The organism is Paracoccus sp. MC1862 (assembly GCF_016617715.1).
In the GTDB taxonomy this organism is placed as follows: domain Bacteria; phylum Pseudomonadota; class Alphaproteobacteria; order Rhodobacterales; family Rhodobacteraceae; genus Paracoccus.
Genome location: NZ_CP067225.1, coordinates 1,989,298 through 2,006,914 on the forward strand (window position 1 = coordinate 1,989,298; position 17,617 = coordinate 2,006,914).

Annotated in this window: 15 protein-coding genes and 6 pseudogenes; 19 read left to right on the forward strand and 2 right to left on the reverse strand. The window is 66.6% G+C overall.

Annotated features, from left to right (window positions below):
• The first annotated feature begins 15 nt into the window (after positions 1-15).
• The 4 genes and pseudogenes from alr to JGR78_RS09825 all read left to right on the forward strand — a co-directional run bounded on the left by alr (position 16) and on the right by JGR78_RS09825 (position 4,351).
• On the forward strand, positions 16-1,140 hold the full coding sequence (gene alr / locus JGR78_RS09810) for an alanine racemase (RefSeq protein ID WP_182802941.1): 1,125 nt from the start codon (positions 16-18) through the stop codon (positions 1,138-1,140).
• Positions 1,137-2,433, forward strand: a pseudogene (locus JGR78_RS09815) (D-amino acid dehydrogenase). The gene alr and the pseudogene JGR78_RS09815 overlap by 4 nt, the downstream one beginning before the upstream one ends.
• Entirely contained in the window at positions 2,430-2,807 is a 378-nt protein-coding gene (locus JGR78_RS09820; protein ID WP_182790666.1) for a Rid family detoxifying hydrolase, read from the forward strand. Before JGR78_RS09815 ends, JGR78_RS09820 begins: the two are co-directional and overlap by 4 nt.
• A gap of 45 nt (positions 2,808-2,852) precedes the next feature.
• Positions 2,853-4,351, forward strand: a pseudogene (locus JGR78_RS09825) (CoA-acylating methylmalonate-semialdehyde dehydrogenase).
• 206 nt (positions 4,352-4,557) lie between these two features.
• On the opposite strand, the pseudogene JGR78_RS09830 reads toward JGR78_RS09825, so the two are convergent.
• Positions 4,558-5,776 (reverse strand): annotated as a pseudogene (locus JGR78_RS09830) (IS256 family transposase).
• Positions 5,777-6,019: 243 nt separating this feature from the next.
• Here JGR78_RS09830 and JGR78_RS09835 point away from each other — a divergent pair.
• The 7 genes and pseudogenes from JGR78_RS09835 (at position 6,020) to JGR78_RS09855 (ending at position 9,607) form a co-directional block, all read left to right on the forward strand.
• Positions 6,020-6,526, forward strand: a complete 507-nt coding sequence (locus JGR78_RS09835; protein ID WP_182802944.1) for a hypothetical protein — start codon at positions 6,020-6,022, stop codon at positions 6,524-6,526.
• 60 nt (positions 6,527-6,586) lie between these two features.
• Positions 6,587-6,880, forward strand: coding sequence for a hypothetical protein (locus tag JGR78_RS09840; protein ID WP_182790668.1), 294 nt, complete (start codon positions 6,587-6,589; stop codon positions 6,878-6,880).
• Positions 6,877-7,227, forward strand: a complete 351-nt coding sequence (locus JGR78_RS09845; protein ID WP_182790669.1) for a hypothetical protein — start codon at positions 6,877-6,879, stop codon at positions 7,225-7,227. Before JGR78_RS09840 ends, JGR78_RS09845 begins: the two co-directional genes overlap by 4 nt.
• A 256-nt stretch (positions 7,228-7,483) precedes the next feature.
• Positions 7,484-7,630, forward strand: a pseudogene (locus JGR78_RS18625) (glycosyltransferase); the annotation flags it as partial.
• A gap of 71 nt (positions 7,631-7,701) precedes the next feature.
• Positions 7,702-8,562, forward strand: a pseudogene (locus tag JGR78_RS18630) (ABC transporter ATP-binding protein); the annotation flags it as partial.
• Between the two features lie 301 nt (positions 8,563-8,863).
• Positions 8,864-9,007, forward strand: coding sequence for a hypothetical protein (locus JGR78_RS18635; RefSeq protein WP_370576344.1), 144 nt, complete (start codon positions 8,864-8,866; stop codon positions 9,005-9,007).
• 444 nt (positions 9,008-9,451) lie between these two features.
• Complete coding sequence (locus tag JGR78_RS09855; RefSeq protein WP_182790672.1) at positions 9,452-9,607, forward strand: hypothetical protein; 156 nt, start codon at positions 9,452-9,454, stop codon at positions 9,605-9,607.
• 1,089 nt (positions 9,608-10,696) lie between these two features.
• Here JGR78_RS09855 and JGR78_RS09860 read toward each other — a convergent pair.
• On the reverse strand, positions 10,697-11,362 hold the full coding sequence (locus JGR78_RS09860) for an SOS response-associated peptidase (protein ID WP_182790673.1): 666 nt from the start codon (positions 11,360-11,362) through the stop codon (positions 10,697-10,699).
• Positions 11,363-11,519: 157 nt separating this feature from the next.
• Between JGR78_RS09860 and JGR78_RS18145 the strand changes: the two genes are divergently transcribed.
• The 8 genes and pseudogenes from JGR78_RS18145 to JGR78_RS09890 all read left to right on the forward strand — a co-directional run bounded on the left by JGR78_RS18145 (position 11,520) and on the right by JGR78_RS09890 (position 17,429).
• Complete coding sequence (locus tag JGR78_RS18145) at positions 11,520-11,876, forward strand: hypothetical protein (protein ID WP_234450706.1); 357 nt, start codon at positions 11,520-11,522, stop codon at positions 11,874-11,876.
• 314 nt (positions 11,877-12,190) lie between these two features.
• Entirely contained in the window at positions 12,191-13,012 is an 822-nt protein-coding gene (locus JGR78_RS18150) for a DNA polymerase Y family protein (RefSeq protein WP_234450707.1), read from the forward strand.
• Positions 12,922-13,113 (forward strand): annotated as a pseudogene (locus JGR78_RS18640) (DNA polymerase Y family protein); the annotation flags it as partial. The gene JGR78_RS18150 and the pseudogene JGR78_RS18640, both read left to right, overlap by 91 nt.
• A 329-nt stretch (positions 13,114-13,442) precedes the next feature.
• Complete coding sequence (locus tag JGR78_RS18155) at positions 13,443-13,721, forward strand: hypothetical protein (protein WP_234450708.1); 279 nt, start codon at positions 13,443-13,445, stop codon at positions 13,719-13,721.
• Between the two features lie 109 nt (positions 13,722-13,830).
• The gene (locus JGR78_RS09875; RefSeq protein WP_182790674.1) at positions 13,831-14,466 is read left to right on the forward strand and encodes a CerR family C-terminal domain-containing protein; all 636 of its coding nucleotides are present in this window, start codon (positions 13,831-13,833) and stop codon (positions 14,464-14,466) included.
• Positions 14,459-15,400 carry an HlyD family secretion protein gene (locus JGR78_RS09880; protein WP_182790675.1) on the forward strand — a complete coding sequence of 314 codons (942 nt, stop codon included), beginning with the start codon at positions 14,459-14,461 and terminating at the stop codon, positions 15,398-15,400. Before JGR78_RS09875 ends, JGR78_RS09880 begins: the two co-directional genes overlap by 8 nt.
• Positions 15,397-16,317 (forward strand): ABC transporter ATP-binding protein, encoded by a 921-nt coding sequence (locus JGR78_RS09885; RefSeq protein ID WP_182790676.1) that lies wholly within the window; start codon positions 15,397-15,399, stop codon positions 16,315-16,317. Before JGR78_RS09880 ends, JGR78_RS09885 begins: the two co-directional genes overlap by 4 nt.
• Entirely contained in the window at positions 16,314-17,429 is a 1,116-nt protein-coding gene (locus JGR78_RS09890) for an ABC transporter permease (RefSeq protein WP_182802952.1), read from the forward strand. The genes JGR78_RS09885 and JGR78_RS09890 overlap by 4 nt, the downstream gene beginning before the upstream one ends.
• Positions 17,430-17,617: the final 188 nt, after the last annotated feature.

The window sequence follows — 17,617 nt, forward strand, 5'->3', positions numbered from 1 at the left end:
CCGGGAGGGGGGCCGATGCGTGATACCGACTTTCGGCACGCCGGCGCCGTGCTCGAGATCGACCTCTCGGCTATCCGGCACAACTACCGAACCCTCCGCGCCATGGTAGGCGGCACCTGTGCCGCCGTAGTGAAAGCCGACGCTTACGGGCTCGGGGCAGCGGCGGTCGCCCAAGTCCTTTACGCCGAGGGCGCGCGTCAGTTCTTCGTCGCGCATCTGGACGAGGCGCTTGCTCTTCGGCCAGCGCTGCCGGCGGGAGCCGAGGTCTTCATCCTGAACGGCCTCCCGCCGGGTGCTGAGGCGGATTGCGCGGCTTCAGGCCTCATTCCGGTGCTGAACAGTGCGGCCCAGATTGACGCCTGGGCCGGCCTCGCTCGCCTGCAGGGCCGCCCCCTCCTGGCTGTGGTGCAGGTCGACAGCGGCATGTCCCGCATGGGACTTCCCGAGGACGAACTCGAGGCGGTCACGGCCACCCCCGAACGGCTTGAGGGCATCACACTGCGCCTCGTCATGAGTCATCTCGCCTGCGCCGAGCGGCAGGATCACGCAATGAACCGCACCCAGCTTGCCGGCTTCGAGGCGGCACGGCGGCGCCTGCCCGCTGCTCCCGGCAGTTTTGCCAACTCCTCCGGGATTTTCCTCGGCTCGGATTTCCACTTCGATCTGGCCCGCCCCGGTGCGGCGCTCTATGGGATTGCGCCAGTCGCGAATGCGCCAAACCCGATGCGGCCGGTGGTCCGCTTGCGCGGCCGCATTGTGCAGATCCGGGACATCCCGGCCGGGGCGCAGGTTGGTTACGGTGCCAGCTGGACTGCGGAGCGGCCGGGTCGGATTGCCACTGTCTCGGTTGGCTATGCCGATGGCTATCTCCGCAGCCTCAGCCACCGTGCTGTCGCACATGTAGGCGAGATGCCGGTGCCGCTCGTCGGCATCGTCTCGATGGACAGTATCACGCTCGATGTCACCGGTGCGCCAGCGGCCGTTCCAGGCGGTTTCGTCGACCTGATCGGTCCTCACAATCCGGTTGATGCGGTTGCCACTGCGGCCAGCACCATCGGCTATGAAGTTCTCACCTCGCTCGGCAGCCGCTATGCGCGTGCCTATGCCGACGCTCTCTGCACGGAAAGGCAGACGGCATGAAGATCGTCATTCTTGGCAGCGGCGTTATCGGCGTGACGTCTGCTTGGTATCTCGCGCAGGCCGGCTATGAGGTCGTAGTTCTGGACCGACAGCAGGGGCCCGCACTTGAGACGAGCTTCGCAAACGCGGGCGAAATCTCGCCCGGCTACGCCACGCCTTGGGCAGGACCTGGCGTCCCCTTGAAGGCCATCAAGTGGATGATGATGCGGCACAGCCCGCTCCTCATCCACCCGCACCTCGAACGGGCTTTCTGGCGCTTCGGCCTTGCCATGCTCCGCAACTGCACCGCCGAGCGCTATGAGGTGAACAAGAGCCGCATGGTGCCGATCGCCGAGTACAGCCGCGACATGCTCAAGGCCCTCCGCGTCGAGACCGGGATCGCCTACGACGAGCGCATGCAGGGCACGCTCCAGCTCTTCCGCACCGAGAAGCTGATGGCCGGCGCGCCCAAGGACATGAGGGTCCTCGATGCGCTCGGCGTTCCGAATGAGCTCCTCGACCCCGATGGTTGCATCGCCGTCGAGCCGGCGCTCGCCAAAGCCCGGGGCAAGTTCGTCGGCGGCCTCCGCCTGCCCAACGACGAGACCGGCGACTGCTTCAAGTTTACCAACGCCTTGCGGGACCTCGCCGCCGCTCGGGGCGTCGACTTCCGCTACGCCGTCACGATCAAGCATCTGATCGCCGATGGTGGTCGGATAACCGGTGTCTCCACCGATCAGGGCACCGTCACCGGCGACGCTTATGTGCTGGCACTTGGCAGCTACTCGCCGCTCATGCTGAAGCCCCACGGCATCGATCTGCCGATCTATCCGGTCAAGGGCTATTCGCTGACCGTACCGATCACCGACCCTGCCGGCGCGCCGGAATCGACGGTGATGGACGAGAAGCACAAGGTGGCGATCACCCGCCTCGGCGACCGCATCCGTGTGGGGGGCATGGCCGAGCTCGACGGCTACTCAACCGACCTGCACCCGAACCGCCGTGCGACGCTTGAGCATGTGGTGTCTGACCTTTATCCGGCCGGCGGCGACGCAAAGGCGGGCAGCTTCTGGGCCGGCCACCGGCCGATGACCCCGGACGGACCGCCGGTAATCGGCCGGGCGAAGTATCCGAATCTTTGGCTTCAACACCGGCCATGGCACACTCGGCTGGACCAGGGCCTGCGGTTCGGGCCGGGTGCTGGCCGACCTCGTCTCTGGCCGCGCCCCCGAGATCGACGCGAGCGAACTCAGTATCGAACGCTATACCGCCACGCCTCTCCGATCCATCCGCCGCAAGGAGCTTCCCGCATGATCCCGATCAACGCCACCGGCGCGCCTGCCGCTATCGGACCCTATTGCCACACCGTCGCCTTCGGCGAGTTCGTCTTCACCTCGGGGCAGATTCCGCTCGATCTTTCGGGTGCAATGCCCGCCGGCATCGAGGCGCAGACCGAGCAAGTCTTCGACAACCTCGAAGCAGTGCTCGCTGAAGCCAATAGCAGCCTTGATCGGGTGGTGAAGGCGACCGTCTTCGTCACCGATCTCGGGGACTTCGCCAAGCTCAATGCGATCTACGAAAAGCGCTTTGGCGCCCACAAGCCGGCGCGCTCGACCGTGCAGGTCGCGGCTCTGCCCCGGGGCGCCGCGGTTGAGATCGAACTTGTCGCGACCCTCTCCGGCGCCTGAGGGCGGCAGAAAGCCAGCCAAACAAAATCCAAAAGGACCACACCCATGACCGATCTATTCCACTACATCTCTGGCGAGAGTGTCCCGGGCAGATCCGGCCGCTTCGCCGACGTGTTCAACCCGGCGACCGGCAGCATTGAGAAACGAGTGGCGCTGGCCACCGCCGAAGAGATCGGCGAAGCCGTGGCGGTGGCCAAGGCGGCATGGCCTGCCTGGCAAAGACGCCCCCGCTGCGGCGCGCGCGCATCCTCGACAGGTTCAAGTTCCTGCTGATGGAGAATGCCGACAAGCTTGCCGAACTCATCTCCGTCGAACATGGAAAGACCCATGATGACGCCTTGGGAGAGGTGACGCGAGGGCTTGAGGTCGTCGAGTTCGCGGTGGGCATTCCCCAACTGCTGAAAGGAGAGGTGACGGAGAATGTCGGCACCGGCGTCGACAGTCATTCCCTGCGCCAGCCCCTGGGTGTCGTGGCCGGGATCACGCCGTTCAACTTCCCCTGCATGGTCCCGATGTGGATGTTTCCCGTCGCGCTTGCCTGCGGCAACTGCTTCATCCTGAAGCCATCTGAGCGGGATCCCTCCGCGCCACTGTTCCTCGCCGAGCTGCTGACTCAGGCGGGCCTGCCGGCGGGCGTGTTCAACGTGGTCAACGGCGACAAGGAGGCTGTTGACGCGCTGCTCGCCCACCCCGATGTGAAGGCAATCAGCTTTGTCGGCTCGACGCCGGTCGCACGCGACATCTATACGACCGGCACCGCGCATGGAAAGCGCGTCCAGGCGCTCGGCGGCGCCAAGAACCACGCGATTATCATGCCGGATGCGGACATCGACATGGCCGTCGGCGCGCTGACGGGCGCGGCCTACGGCTCGGCCGGTGAGCGCTGCATGGCGATTTCGGTGGCCGTGCCGGTCGGCGAAGAGACCGCGAACAGGCTGATCGAAAAGCTCATCCCGAAGATCGAGGCGCTGAAGATCGGCCCTGCCGCCGATCGGACCTCGGAATTGGGCCCGCTCGTCACCGCGCAGCATCTCGCCAAGGTCCGAGGTTACATCGACCAGGGCGAGCGAGAGGGGGCAAAGCTCGTTGTGGATGGCCGCGACTTCACAGCGCCTCAAGGCTACGAGAACGGTTACTTTATCGGCGGCACCCTGTTCGACAACGTGACGCCGGACATGACGATCTGGAAGGAAGAGATCTTCGGCCCGGTCCTCTCCATCGCGCGTGCCGCGAACTACCAGGAGGCGGTGGACCTGGTCGCCCAACATGAATACGGCAATGGTGTCGCCATCTTCACCCGTGATGGTGACGCGTCACGCGCCTTCGGCCACGAGGTCGAGGTCGGCATGGTTGGCATCAACGTCCCGATCCCGGTGCCAATGGCGTTCCATTCCTTTGGGGGATGGAAGGATTCACTCTTTGGCGACCACCACATGCATGGACCCGAGGACGTTCGGTTCTACACTTGTCTAAAGACCCTTACGACCCGCTGGCCGACTGGCATGCGGTCAGAGGCCGAGTTTGTCATGCCAACGATGGGATAACTCAGTTGACATGGGGCGAGTTCGCTTGCCCCATGTTGCGAATGTAGCAGTGTAGTGTGGCGCCCCTATCGGGTCAGCACGATCCGCGCAATCACCATCCGCACGAGATCATCTGCGGCCAGGTCGCTCAAGATTGCTGCAGGTACTATCCGGGGTGTGGTGGAAATTCGCGGTCGGCGATCTCCGGTGCGGCGAAGGTTACGTGATCATGCGGCGAGATCAATGGAGCTGGCGGCGAGCGTCTCCCAGCCGTCGACCTTGCGCATGACGATCTGCCCGGAGGCGAGCAGCGCCCAGAACAGCATCGGCGCGGTCTCGGCCTCGGGCAGGACGGTCTGGGTCTTGATGCGGCGGCGGAACTCCTCGTGCAGACGCTCGATGGCATTGGTGGTGCGGGCCGATTCCCATTGGCCGGGCGGCAGGCGCGTGAAGGTGAAGAGCCGGTCGCCGGCTTCTTCGAGGCCGTCGGCGACGGCTCGACACTTCAGCCGCCACTTGCGCGAGACAACGCCTTCCGACGGGCCTCCACGTCGGCGGCAGTCTCGGCGTAGATCATGTCGCGGTAGTCGTTGGTCAGTTCGTCGTGCAGCCGCTTCGGCGCGTGGGCGAGCAGGTTGCGGTGCTTGTGAACCGTGCAGCGCTGAACGGGGGCGTCGGGCCAGAGCGCCGCCAAGGCCGCTTCGAGCCCGGGCGCGCCGTCGACGATGACGAACCCGGGCGCGTTCAGGCCGCGCCGGGTCATGTCCGCGAGGAAGGTGGCCCAGGCGGCGGTGCTCTCGCCGCCCATGCTCCTGAGCGCCAGCAGCACCTTCTGGCCGTCTCGGCGCATCCCGACCGCAAGGCCACCAGCAGGGAGATGATGGTGGCCTTGCGGTCGATCTTCGTTCGGATCACCGTGCCGTCCAGGATCAGCCGGACGATGTCCTCGTCGTGGAGGCCGCGGCCGTTCCAGCCCTCCCAGTCGGTCCGAACCTTGCGCCAGGTGCTGCTGACCACATCCTTGCCCACGGCGCCGTCGAACAGCGCCGCCAGGGCACGGCGCACTCTCCGGGTGTTCGTTCCGGCGAGATAGGCACCGGCGATCAGCGCCTCTGCCCGCTTCGTCAGCCGCTGATAGCGGCGCAGTGCCTTCGAGCGCCATTCCGCCGTCCCGCCATCCTCGCACACGAGCTGTGCCCGCGGCACGCGCACCGTCTCGGCGCCGAACGTGCCGATCACCTGCCGGTCGCGGTGGCTATTGCGCCAACCGAGTATGTGCTCCTCGGCGCGCTCATAGCGGCCCCGCCCGAGCGCGGCCGACAGCTCCTCCTCGAGGATCTCCTCGATGAAGGCACGAACCCGGCCGCGCACCTCGTCTTCCAGCGGATCGCTCCACCCCACACCGAGAAGTGGCGACGACGTCGGTGTCGTCGTAGTCTCATCCATGGCGTGGTCTCCACGGCGGCGGCAACCGCCGTCCAAGGTTGGGTCAATGCCCGGAGACTACGCCAGCCCTGAAACTCCACCACGTTCGCGACAGCACCTGGCTGCAGATGTTCAAGTGCTAAGCACTTTTGATATTACGTGCAGACATCTTCTGAAAGTAACAGCGTAAGACGATGGAAGGTCCGGCAGGCTGCCGCATCCCGCAGCGCTTCGGGGTCACTGGACCAAGAAAGCGTCAACGCAATGCTGAAGTGTATCGCCGAAGAACCCCGCCTGCGGATCGTGCTGTATTCGCATGATACCCTCGGATTCGGGCATCTGCGCCGCAACATCATGCTGGCGAGCCGCTTGCGAAAGCTTCCCTCGCAGGCCGACATTCTGCTGCTGGCCGGGAAGCGCGAGGCCGGGTCGTTCAACCTGCCTGCGGGCATCGACCTCATCACGCTGCCAGCCAATGCCAAGCAGTCGGATGGCAGATATGCGCTGCGGCACCTCGGCCTTGACCTCAAGGCGCTGGCGAAGATCCGGGAAAACATCATCATGGCCGCGGTCCTGTCCTTCCGCCCCGACCTGTTCATCGTGGACAACGTGCCCCGCGGGGCGCAGCACGAACTGGACGCCACCCTGAGGATGCTGCGCGAAACCGGCGGCACCCGCGTGGTCCTTGGCCTGCGCGACGTCATCGACCGACGCGACAAGGTGCGCGGCCAATGGGTGAAGCAGCGCAACTTCACCACGGTCAGCGAATGATATGACGACGTCAGGATCTACGGCGCGCAGGATTTCCATGACCTGATCGCCGAATACGACATGGGTCCGATCGTCCGGGACAAGGCCCGCTTCACCGGCTGCCTGCACCGTGACCACGCGGTTGATCAAGCCGCCTCGAACATGATCCGCGACAAAGTCCTGCACGGCGATTCCACGCCCTGCATCATGACGATGGTCGGCGGCGGGCGCGATGGCCTCGCGCTCTGCAAGGCCTTCGGCAAGACGCGGCTGCAGGAGGGGCGGCAGGGCATCCTCGTCACCGGCTCGCAGATGTCGCCGCGGGATGCGCGGACCGTGGCGGACATCGCACGGGACAATCACCAGCTGACGTGATCGACTTCCTGTCCGAAACCATCGCCCTGATCGACGGGGCGGACAGGCTCATCGGCATGGGCGGCTACAACACCGCCTGCGAGGTTCTGTCGCTGAACAAGGATGGGCTGATCGTGCCCCGCGCAACGCCGCGAGCGGAACAACTGATCCGCGCCGAACGGCTGGCGAGCCTCGGGCTGATCGACATGCTGCACCCCGACGAGATCTCGGCCAAACCGCCTGACGGCCTGGATGGATCGTCCGCGCAGACAGTCGAACTTCCCCTGCCCGATCAACATGAAGGGCTTAAAAACGTGACCCTCTTCGCCGCGCAGGCCTTTGCCGCGAAGCCGCCCCACATCCATTGACCTGCAGGACAGGACAGGAGATCAGGGCGCAGTTCACCGGCGCGGTCCCCGCCGACCGGGTGGCGGCGGAACTGGCGCGGATGTCGGTGGGCATCGCCTGCCATGGGCAAGACCAGCTCTTCTATTTCTCGCCGCTGAAGCTTAACGAATACATGGCGGCGGGCCTGCCTGCCGTCGTCTTGTGGACCGGGGGAGCTGAAGGATCTGACCGGCGCCGGCCCGTTTCAGGCCGGATGCCCCGCCGGAAGATCCCCGTGCCCTTGCCGCCGCACTGGCCGGGCTTGCTACCGATCCTGCCCGCCGCGTAGCGATAGGGGAGGCCACGCGGGACCATGTGCTGCGGTATCACAGTTGGGGCAGCATCGCCCGCGACCTGCTGGCGCGCGCCGGGATCGGGCCATGACCGCCAGGCCAAGCAGCCGCAAAGGTGACCTTGTCGAGGCGATGCCCGGCCTGCGCCGGATGATGGCCCGGATGCAGCCCTATCTGCGACCGCACCGGGGGCTGGTAGCCGGGGGCAGCGCGGCACTGATCGCCTCGGTCCTGACCAAGCTGGCCGAGCCATGGCCGCTGAAGTTCGTCATCGACAACGTGGTGGATGTCGGCCCCGACACCGCCCGCACCACCGGGTTTGCCGCCTTGGACGGCCTGACCACGCAGGAACTGCTGCTGGCCTGCGCCATCGGCCTTGTCGTCATCATCGGCTTTCGCGCGCTTTTCGAATACACGGCAACGATCTGCTTCGCCAAGGCAGGCAGCCGGGTGCTGACGCAGGTGCGCGGCGACCTGTTCCGCCACCTGCAGCAGTTGCCGCTGTCCTTCCATTCGCGCAGCCGCACCGGCGACCTGACCATGCGGCTGATTTCCGACGTGGGGATGCTCAAGGAAACGGCGGTCACGGCGGTACTGCCGCTGGCGGTAAACGCGCTGATCCTGTTCGGCATGGCCGGGGTCATGCTGTGGATGAACTGGCAGCTTGCGATAATCGCGCTGGCGCCGCTGCTATGGGCGCTGTCCATCAGCTGCGGCAAGCGCATCCAGACCGTCAGCCGCAAGCAGCGCAGGATCAAGGGGACGATGGCCGCGACCGCCGCCGAAAGCCTCGCCGGCATCCGCACGATCAAGGCGCTGAGAGTCGAGGATCAGGTCGCCCGCGGCTTCATCGAGAACAACCTGAAAAGCCTGAAGGGCAGCGTGAAATCGCAGCGGCTGTCGGCGGGGCTGGAACGCTCGGTCAATCTGCTGGTCGCGGTGGCGACGGCGCTGATTATGTTCATTGGGGCGCGGATGGTGCTGGCGGGAAGGCTTTCGTCGGGGGACCTGCTGGTCTTCATCACCTACCTGAAGAACACCTTCGCCCCGTCCGCGATTACGCGAAATATTCCGCGCGTCTCGCCAAGGCCACGGCGGCGGGCGAGCGGGTGGTGGGCCTTCTGGACCTGCCCGCAACCGTGGACCGCGAGGGGGCGCGCGAGGCCGACTTCCGGCACAGCCGCATTACCTTCCGCGACGTGCATTTCAGCTACGATTCCGACCGCCCGCAACTGCGTGGCGTCAGCGTGGACATCCCGGCAGGACAGACTGTCGCCATCTCCGGCCGTCGGGCGCGGGCAAGTCCACCTTCGTCAGCCTGCTGATGCGGCTTCACGACCCGCAATCGGGCCGGATCGAGATCGACGGCACCGACATCCACGGCTTCCCCCTGAAAAGCCGCGCAGCCGCATCAGCTTCGTCCCGCAAGAGGCGCTGCTGTTTTCCCAGACCCTGCGCGAGAACCTGACGCTGGGCGTGGGACGAGAGATCCGCGATGCCAAGATGCAGCAGGCCGCGAGCCGCGCCCGCGCGCATGACTTCATCGCGGCGCTGCCCTAGGGTTACATACGCAGCTTGCGGAACGCGGCGGCTCGCTGTCAGCAGGCCAGCGCATCGTCATCGCCCACGCGGGCCTGCGCCGCGTGCCGATCTTCGTGCTGGACGAGCCGACCGTGGACCTTGACGCCGAGAACGAGCAGGCAGTGATCGAGACGATCATGGAGATGGCCCGCGGCCGTTACCACCCTGATCATCACCCATGACCTGACCCTTGCCGGGCACTGCGACCGCATCCTCTGCCTCGACGGCGGCGATCTGGCCGCAAACGGCAGCCCGGCCGAGCTTCCGAGTCCCGGGACGGGCTGTTCGCGCGCCTGACCGCGCAGGCGGTTCCGGCAAGACGGAGGACCTGATGCGCGCCAACGCCGACCTGATCGCCCGAGAGCACGGCTTGCCGGGACTGCCCCTGATGCTGGACCCGCTAAGGCTGGCGGATACTCTTGGCTGCGGGCCTTTGCGGCTGGACTACCTGCGCCTGAAAAGCGGGACGAACTGCGTCGCCGCCTAGCGCATCGGCGACAACTGGCTGATCGCCAAGGCGGTCACGATGGACCGGGTGGCCGAGCTTCGGCGCGGTCCGGATCGGGCCGTCCTGACGGTCGCCCTTCCACCCCCGATGACCCGTTTGGCCTGGCGCTGGCCGGAGCGGAGGCCAACTTCTATGCAGCTCTGGAAACCGGGCCCATAGCCTCGTAACTAACCGAGTCTGCCTCCGGCAAACCCGGCGCGGTTCACTGCCTTACGTTCGGAAAGCGAGAGCTTGCCCGGGACTCGATGGACAGAACCAGCTTCCTCCACTTACCTGTGGGAGCTACCTCCGATCTGCAGGTGCCCCTACTCGCTCGCTCCCTGCGCGTCGCGCCTGCGGCGCGTCTTGCTCGCGCTTCGCGCGAGTAGCTTGAGCCTTTTCACCGGAGCCTGTTCAGCGTGACGCAACTCCTGTGATCTTCTGTTGATGTCCCTTCGGAGGTGACTATTCCCCCTGCCACTAGAACGAATAGGAAGCGCTGGGGAAAAACTCCGGCGCGGCTCTGGAATGGCAGGGGGATGCTCGACGTTTCCCTTCGTCGATGTGGTGAACTGAAACTTGTGTGTCAGACAAGCCGGGCGGCTTCCGAAGTCCCGGCGATATTCAGCGCATCCTGACCCTCTCGGGTCAAAGCGGTTGCAGTCTCGCGACTGCGCGACATGGACGGCTTACCTTCAACCGCGACCATATCCGGCAGTTGTCACACCCCCCTTGCGGGACAGGACAGAACTGCCATCTTTTTTGATGCTATTCGGAGTTCCCGGGAAGCAACCGCTTGGGGCGTCCGTCATTCCCTGACGGGGTGCGAACCCTCGCGATCTAACCTGCAGCCTGTCGGCTGGATGACTCCCCGCACCGTCTCGTTTTCGGCATTCTGGGGGTTATTTGGCGGTGGCCGACAACATGTCCTGATCCAGACTGACTGTCTGGGACCAGTCTTGAAGCCTTTAACCTAGACATAAGGGCGCGGATCGACCGCTGGTGTCCACCACCGCTACTCCCTTGATAGCAGCGTGGATTCGCAGTGCAGGAGTCCGACACAGTGAAATTGCTCCTTCCAGCACGGGTCTAGGCCTGCCGAGCAGGTGCGGAAACAATTGAAAGCGCGTCATTCGGCAGCGGTCGCTGCAGTGCCCTTGCGTCCGTCCAGTCCGCCGTGAGCCACGCCTCGATCTCGTCCTGTGTCGTCAGGATCACAGGCATCGCCTTGGGATGAACCGGCTTGACCACAGCATTGGGCTCGGTCGTGAGAAAGGCGAAAAGCTCATGTCGGCCCGGTCGCGGCGTCCGGTTAGATCCCCGCGTGCCGTGCCAGGGCGTCCAGATCCCCGCGAAGAAGAACAGCGGCTGTATCTCGTCGAGCGCGAACCAGACGATCGGCTTGCGCTTGGTGACCGGATCGGGGCGTTGGCCGTATTCCGAGAAGGCCGTGGCGGGCACGATGCAGCGATGCTCCACTCCCAGCCACCGCCGCCAGTGCGGGCTTGCGACGTTGCGGATGTTGGTGACGCCCGTATCGGGCGCGTCCGGCGCCTTGAGGAACTGCAGCGGCGTCGGCATGCCCCAGGTCAGCCGGGCGAGTTCGCGCCCGCTCGCGGTGTTGCGCACCACAGGCGCCGGACGGTCGGGATAAAGGTCGAGTTCGGGTTCGAGATTGCCGGTGCTGTCTTGGACGACCCGCGCCAAGTCCCGGATCGCCTGCTGGTTTGTGGTCAGGTTATACAGGTTGCACATCCGCTTGCCTCCGGCCTGGTCGGCATAGTGTAGCGGGGCAGCGACAGTTCCGCATCTCCGGCTCATGCTCTCTGTGGCTCGGATTGACATGGTCCACTATTCGGAACAAAAACAGAACATTGATGTTGTTCCATTGTCCTGCCGGAGCCTTCCACCCATGACCTCTCCTGCTCCCAGCCTTGCTCACCTCCGAAAGCAGATTGTCCGGATCGGGGGCGAAGGCGATCGGGCATCCGGCGTTCTCCCCTTCGACCTTCCCGCGCTCGACTGCAGGCTGCCGGGTGGGGGTCTGGCGCTGGGCCGCCTGCACGAGGTGGCGGGGGGCGGAAACGGCGCGGTGGACGGCGCGGCGGCGGCCTGCTTTGCGGCCGGGATCGCGGCACGGCTGTCCGGCACGGTGCTCTGGTGCGTGATCGCGGCAGATATCTTTGCCCCGGGGCTGGCGCAGGCGGAGTTCTCGCCGGACCGGGTGATCCATGTCGAGACGGGGGACGAGACACCCGTGCTCGCCTGAATGGAGGAAGGGCTTCGGCATGGCGGGCTTGCGGTCGTTGTCGCGGAAGCCCCGCGTCTCCCGATGACCGCATCGCGGCGGCTGCACTTGGCGGCCCGGGAGAGCGGGGACCATGGGCCTCGCGCTCCGGTGCGGCCGGCCTCAGGCAGACGCTTCGGACTTCGGCCAGCCCACGGCGGCGATGACGCGCTGGCGGATCTCGGCGCTGCTCTCAGCGCCACTGCCGGTGCCGGGCATGGGACGGCCGCGCCGGCTGGTCGAGTTGGTCCGCGCCCGCGCCGGCGAATGCTTCGAACTTGAACTAGAGGCATGCGATGGGGCGGGTCGCCTCGGTCTGGTTGCCCATGTGGCGGACGGATCGGCTGCGGCAGAAGGCTGGCAACGCCGCGCCACAGGATGACGTGCCGCTGGTAGTGGCCGGGCGCGTCGGCAACCGCCGGGTGGTGACAGCCGCGGATGCGGCGGCGCAAGCCTTGGGTCTCTCAGCGGGCATGCCGGTGAGCACGGCACAGGCGCTGGTGCCGGGGCTGGTCATGGTGCAAGCCGATCCCAAAGCGGATGCAGAAAGCTTTGGGCGGCTGGCGGTCTGGGTCATGCAGCGGGTCTCGCTTATCGTAGCCCCCGATCCGCCCGGCGACATCGTCCTGGACACGACGGGCGCCGACCACCTGCAGGGCGGCGAGGCCACCATGCTGGAGGCGCTGGTTGGACGGCTGGTGATGTCCGGCGTCACTGCCCGTGCGGCGGTTGCGGATAGCTGGGGCGCGGCGCATGCCCTCGCCCGACACATGGCGGATCCAGTCTTCCTTGCCCCCGGCACCGCAGAGCGCGTGTTGGCGCCGCTGCCCATCCAGGCCCTGCGTCTGCCCCTCGCCACGATCGCCGGGTTGCGCACCTTGGGCTTCACCCGCACGGCGATCTCTGGGACCAGCCCCGCGCCCCGCTCACCCGCCGCTTCGGCCCGGACCTCTGCCGCAGGCTCGACCAGGCGCTGGGCGCAGTGGCAGTGGAGTTCGAGCCCGTCCGCCCCGAAGGACTTGTCGCGGTGCGCCGGGTCTTTGCCGAGCCTATCGCCGCGGCCGAGATCATCGCCTGTTACATTCGCAAGCTGGTCGTCGCGCTGTGCGAGCAACTGAAAGAGCGCGGCCTCGGCGCCCGCCGGCTCGATCTCCTCTGCCACCGCATCAATAACGACCTTCAGACGGTGCGGGTTGGGCTCGCGTGTCCGGTGCAGGACCCGCAGCCGCTCACCCCGCTCCTCTGCGCCCGGATCGAGGCCATCGGGCCGGGGTTCGGCATCGAGATCATGGTGCTGATGGCGACGCTTGCCGAGCCCCTGGCGCCTCGGCAGGCGGCGAGCCCGCTGGAGGCGCCCGCGCCCGACCGCGCGGGGCTGATCGACACGCTGGCGAACCGCGTATCCCCGATGCCAGGCGTGACATACCGCGGGCACGGCTCTTCTGACGGCGAGAACTCGCTGGCCTGCGAAATCTTGCCGAACCGCACATACACGCATGCGTTGAGCGTGGCGGAACGTCAACGGAGAACTCAGCCCGGGAGACAACCATGTCGCTCTACGAGAATGCTTACGGCACCGTCACAGCCGTTTCCACGACCCGTGCCGGCAGCCTTGTCAATGTCAGGCTCCGAAGCACTGACAAGGCCCTCGAAGGAACAACCATCCAGGCCTTCGTGCCAAAAAGCCTCAATCCGCCTGAGGGAGCAAGGAGCAGACCGGGTGACAGGGCCTTCCTCATGGGAGAACTCGACATCGTATCAGGCGAACTTCTCCCTCAGGGCAATGATCTCGCCCTGTTGCGCGTCGAGGTCTGCCTGCGCGCCTGAGGGTAGCACAAGACCGCATGAGTGGCAGCTTTTCCAAACGAGCATCGCCGAAATCAGCACAAGGAGTTTTCCACTTGATTGGATCAATCGATTGATCCAATCATGAGTGATGAGCCAACCCGTGCATCCGACCATCACCCAACTCGTCGCGGCCGGAGTGCATCTGTTCGGGCGCGACGGCTTCGAGGCGACCTCGACACGGGCCATTGCCGCGAAGGCGGGCACGAACATCTCCTCCATCGCCTATCATTTTGGCGGCAAGGAGGGCTTGCGGCTCGCCTGCGCCGATGCCGTGGCAGCGTCCATCGGTCAGGTGGCGCAGGCGATCCCGGCGGAACCGGGCGCAATCGGTCGCGACCAGGCACGCCGCAGCCTGCGGCGGCTGATGCGCCGGATCGTGACCTTCCTGATGACCCCTGCCGCCGCGGATGTCGTCGGCTTCCTGCTGCGGGAACTTGCAATCCCCGATAGCCCGGTGCTCGATCGGCTTTGCGCCAGGCTGATCGAGCCGCGCCACCGCGCGCTGTGCCTGCTCTGGGGCGCGGCCACCGGCAGCGACCCGGACAGCGAGGACACGCGCCTTGCCGTATTTTCGCTGGTCGGGCAGGCCGCCTATTTTCGGCTGGCCGCGCCGCTGGTGCAGCGGCGGATGGGCTGGCCGGGCTATTCCCGGCGCGAGGCGCGGGCGATCCAGCGGCGGCTTCTCGCCAATCTCGACGCGATCCTGGACGCCGCCGATGGCTGACTTCCTCTGCGCACTGCCGCTGCTTTCGGCCTTGCTGCTCCGCTGCGCCCCTCCGCCGCCGCTCGCCACGGGCCATGTCGAGGGGGAATATATCCAGGTCGCGCCGCTGGTGACGGCCCGGGTCAGCGAGGTCGTCGTCCGCCGTGGCGACCGAGTCGCTGCCGGACAGCTTCTGGCGCAGGCCGAGACGGCGGATGCGAGCGCCGCCGTCGATGCGGCCGAGGCGCGGTTGAAGCAGGCGGAATCCGAGCTTGCCGACCTGACCCACGGCAGCCGGCCCGAGGAGCTTGCCGCGTTGGAGGCCGCGCTCGCGGCGGCGCAGGCGACTGCCGCCCGCGCCGCCCAGGATGCCGAGCGCGAGGATCGACTGCAGGCGCGCGGCGTGTCCTCCGCCTCGCAGAGCGCGGCCCTGCGCGCTGCCGCCGATGTCGCCCGGGCGGGCGTCGCCGAGGCCGGGGCCCGGCTGGAGGCCGCGCGCCTGCCTGCCCGTGCCGATCGCATCGAGGCCGCCAGCGGGGCGGTCGCCGAGGCCCGCGCCGCGCGTGACACCAGCCTTTGGCAACTTGACCAGCGCAGCCTGCGGGCCGAGGGCGCAGGCGTAGTCTCGGACATCATCCGCAACGCGGGCGAGATTGCCGGCCCCTCTGCGCCGGTCCTTTCCTATCTGCCCGACGGCGCCGTCACGCTGCGGGTGTTCCTGCCGGAATCCGCGCTGTCCTCCATCACGGTCGGCACGCGGCTGACGGTCGAGTGTGACGGCTGTGCGCCGCTGACCGCCCGCGTCACGTGGATCGCGGAACAGGCCGAGTTCACCCCGCCTGTCATCTATTCCCGCGAGATGCGGCAAAAGCTCGTCTACATGGTCGAGGCCCTGCCCGAGCCGGCCGACGCCCTGAAGCCCGGCCAGATCGTCGAGGTGCGGCTGGCGCCATGAAACCGCAGGCTCCCGACACCCCGGTCATCGCCGTCGAAGGGCTGACGAAGTCCTTTGGCCGCCGCCGGGTCGTGGACGGCGTCGGCCTGACCGTCGGGGCGGGCGAGATCGCGGGGTTCCTGGGGCCGAACGGATCGGGCAAGACCACCTGCATCCGCATGATATGCGGGTTGCTGACGCCCGATGCGGGCCGTGGGACCGTCCTGGGGCTGGACCTCATGCGCGGGCAGCGCGCGATCCGGTTGCAGGTCGGCTACATGACCCAGAGGTTCTCGCTCTACGAGGATCTGTCGATCCGGCAGAACCTTGCCTTCGTGGCCGGGCTCTATCACCTGCCGCGGCAGGCGGTGGCCGACACGCTGGAGGACCTCGGCCTGTCCTCCCGCCGCCACCAGCTTGCGGGCTCGCTGTCGGGCGGATGGAAGCAGCGGCTTGCGCTGGCCGCCTGCCTCATGCACCGCCCGAAGCTGCTGCTGCTGGACGAGCCAACGGCGGGCGTCGATCCCAAGGCCCGCCGCGCCTTCTGGGACGAGATCCACGACCGGGCGGGCCGCGGCATGACGGTGCTCGTCTCGACCCACTACATGGACGAGGCAGAACGCTGCAACCGCATCCACTACATCGCCCATGGCCGCCTGGTCACCAACGGGACGGTCGATGAGGTGATTGCCGCAGCGGGCCTTGTCACCCGCAGCGTCGAAACCAACCATCCGGCCGCGCTGGCGCAGGAACTTCGCCGAGCGCCCGGCGTGGCGCAGGTCGAGCCCTTCGGGGCTTTGCTGCATGTCACCGGCCTGGACGCCGCGGCGCTGGATGCCGCCATCGCAGCCGCGGGCGCCAAGGGAACGCCGGTCGAGACCAGCCTTGAGGACGTCTTCATCCGGCTGATGGAGCAGGCGGAGGACAAGATGCGATGATCCTGTCGCCGCACCGAGTGCTTGCGATCCTGCGCAAGGAATTCATCCAGATGCGGCGGGACCGGATCACCTTCGCGATGATGCTGGGCATACCGATCATCCAGCTGCTCCTGTTCGGCTTTGCGATCAACAACGATCCCAAGCTCTTGCCCGCCGCGCTGGTCGGGCCGGCCGACGACCGCTTTGCCCGCGCCATGGTCACGGCGCTGGAGAACACCGGCTACTACCGCTTCGTCGCGCCCGGCATCACGGCGGCCGAGGCAGAACGGATGCTGACGAACGGAAGCGTGTCCTTCGTCGTCACCATGGCGCCCGATTTCGGCGCCGACCTGCTGCGGGGCGACCGGGCGCAGGTTCTCGTCGAAGCCGATGCGACCGATCCGGCTGCCGCTTCGGGTGCGATATCGACCCTCGGCACCGTTGCTGCGCAAGCGCTGACCCGCGAACTCGGCGCGGCCTTGCCTGCCGGCGGCCCCGAGATCCTCATTCACCGCCGCTACAACCCCGAAGGGTCGATCCGGCTGAACATCGTCCCCGGTCTTCTGGGCATCATCCTGCAGATGACGATGGTGATGATGACCGCGATGGCGCTGACGCGCGAGATCGAGCGCGGCACCATGGAGAACCTGCTGGCGATGCCTGCGACGCCGAGCGAGATCATGATTGGCAAGATCACCCCCTTCCTCGCCGTGGGGGGCGTGCAGGTAACGGTGATCCTGACCGCGGCACGGGCGATCTTCGCCGTTCCGTTCGAGGGCGCGCCCGGACTGCTGCTTGCCGGAGTGTTCCTGTTCGTGCTTGCCTTAGTGCTCCTGGGCTACCTGATCTCGACCGTGTCGCGAACGCAGATGCAGGCGATGCAACTGTCGATCTTCGTCTTCCTGCCCTCGATCCTGCTGTCGGGCTTCATGTTCCCCTTCCGCGGCATGCCGGGATGGGCGCGGATGATCGGCGAGGTGCTGCCGGTTACCCACTTCTTGCGGCTGGTCCGGGCAGTGATGCTGAAGGGCGCAGGGCTTGCCGATGTCCGGGCGCAGTTCCTCACGCTCGGCGCGATGGTGGTCGTGCTCGCAGTTCTCGCGCTCACGCGGTTCAGGCGGACGCTGGACTGAGGGCGCTCGGAGTGAACCGCCGTTAGTTCCGGTGCTTTCACAACACGGAAGCCTGGGAACGACATGCCGCGGCAAGAGCCGGCGCCAGGAACGCGCGATCATCGGCCGCAGTGGAAGGACCCGCCAAAGGCGCGGCGGGCAGTCACAGATCGGCTCACCGTATTCCTGAACGCTCGGATACCATGTGG

Coding starts and splice junctions, on each gene's coding strand:
- JGR78_RS18145 (WP_234450706.1), top strand. CDS start 11,520: ATGACCTCTCCTGCTCCCAGCCTTGCTCACCTCCGAAAGCAGATTGTC.
- JGR78_RS09860 (WP_182790673.1), bottom strand. CDS start 11,362: ATGTGCAACCTGTATAACCTGACCACAAACCAGCAGGCGATCCGGGAC.
- JGR78_RS09885 (WP_182790676.1), top strand. CDS start 15,397: ATGAAACCGCAGGCTCCCGACACCCCGGTCATCGCCGTCGAAGGGCTG.
- JGR78_RS09820 (WP_182790666.1), top strand. CDS start 2,430: ATGATCCCGATCAACGCCACCGGCGCGCCTGCCGCTATCGGACCCTAT.
- JGR78_RS09840 (WP_182790668.1), top strand. CDS start 6,587: ATGGGTCCGATCGTCCGGGACAAGGCCCGCTTCACCGGCTGCCTGCAC.
- JGR78_RS09855 (WP_182790672.1), top strand. CDS start 9,452: ATGCGCGCCAACGCCGACCTGATCGCCCGAGAGCACGGCTTGCCGGGA.
- JGR78_RS09890 (WP_182802952.1), top strand. CDS start 16,314: ATGATCCTGTCGCCGCACCGAGTGCTTGCGATCCTGCGCAAGGAATTC.
- alr (WP_182802941.1), top strand. CDS start 16: ATGCGTGATACCGACTTTCGGCACGCCGGCGCCGTGCTCGAGATCGAC.
- JGR78_RS18155 (WP_234450708.1), top strand. CDS start 13,443: ATGTCGCTCTACGAGAATGCTTACGGCACCGTCACAGCCGTTTCCACG.
- JGR78_RS18635 (WP_370576344.1), top strand. CDS start 8,864: ATGCGGCTTCACGACCCGCAATCGGGCCGGATCGAGATCGACGGCACC.
- JGR78_RS09875 (WP_182790674.1), top strand. CDS start 13,831: ATGAGCCAACCCGTGCATCCGACCATCACCCAACTCGTCGCGGCCGGA.
- JGR78_RS09880 (WP_182790675.1), top strand. CDS start 14,459: ATGGCTGACTTCCTCTGCGCACTGCCGCTGCTTTCGGCCTTGCTGCTC.
- JGR78_RS18150 (WP_234450707.1), top strand. CDS start 12,191: ATGGGGCGGGTCGCCTCGGTCTGGTTGCCCATGTGGCGGACGGATCGG.
- JGR78_RS09835 (WP_182802944.1), top strand. CDS start 6,020: ATGCTGAAGTGTATCGCCGAAGAACCCCGCCTGCGGATCGTGCTGTAT.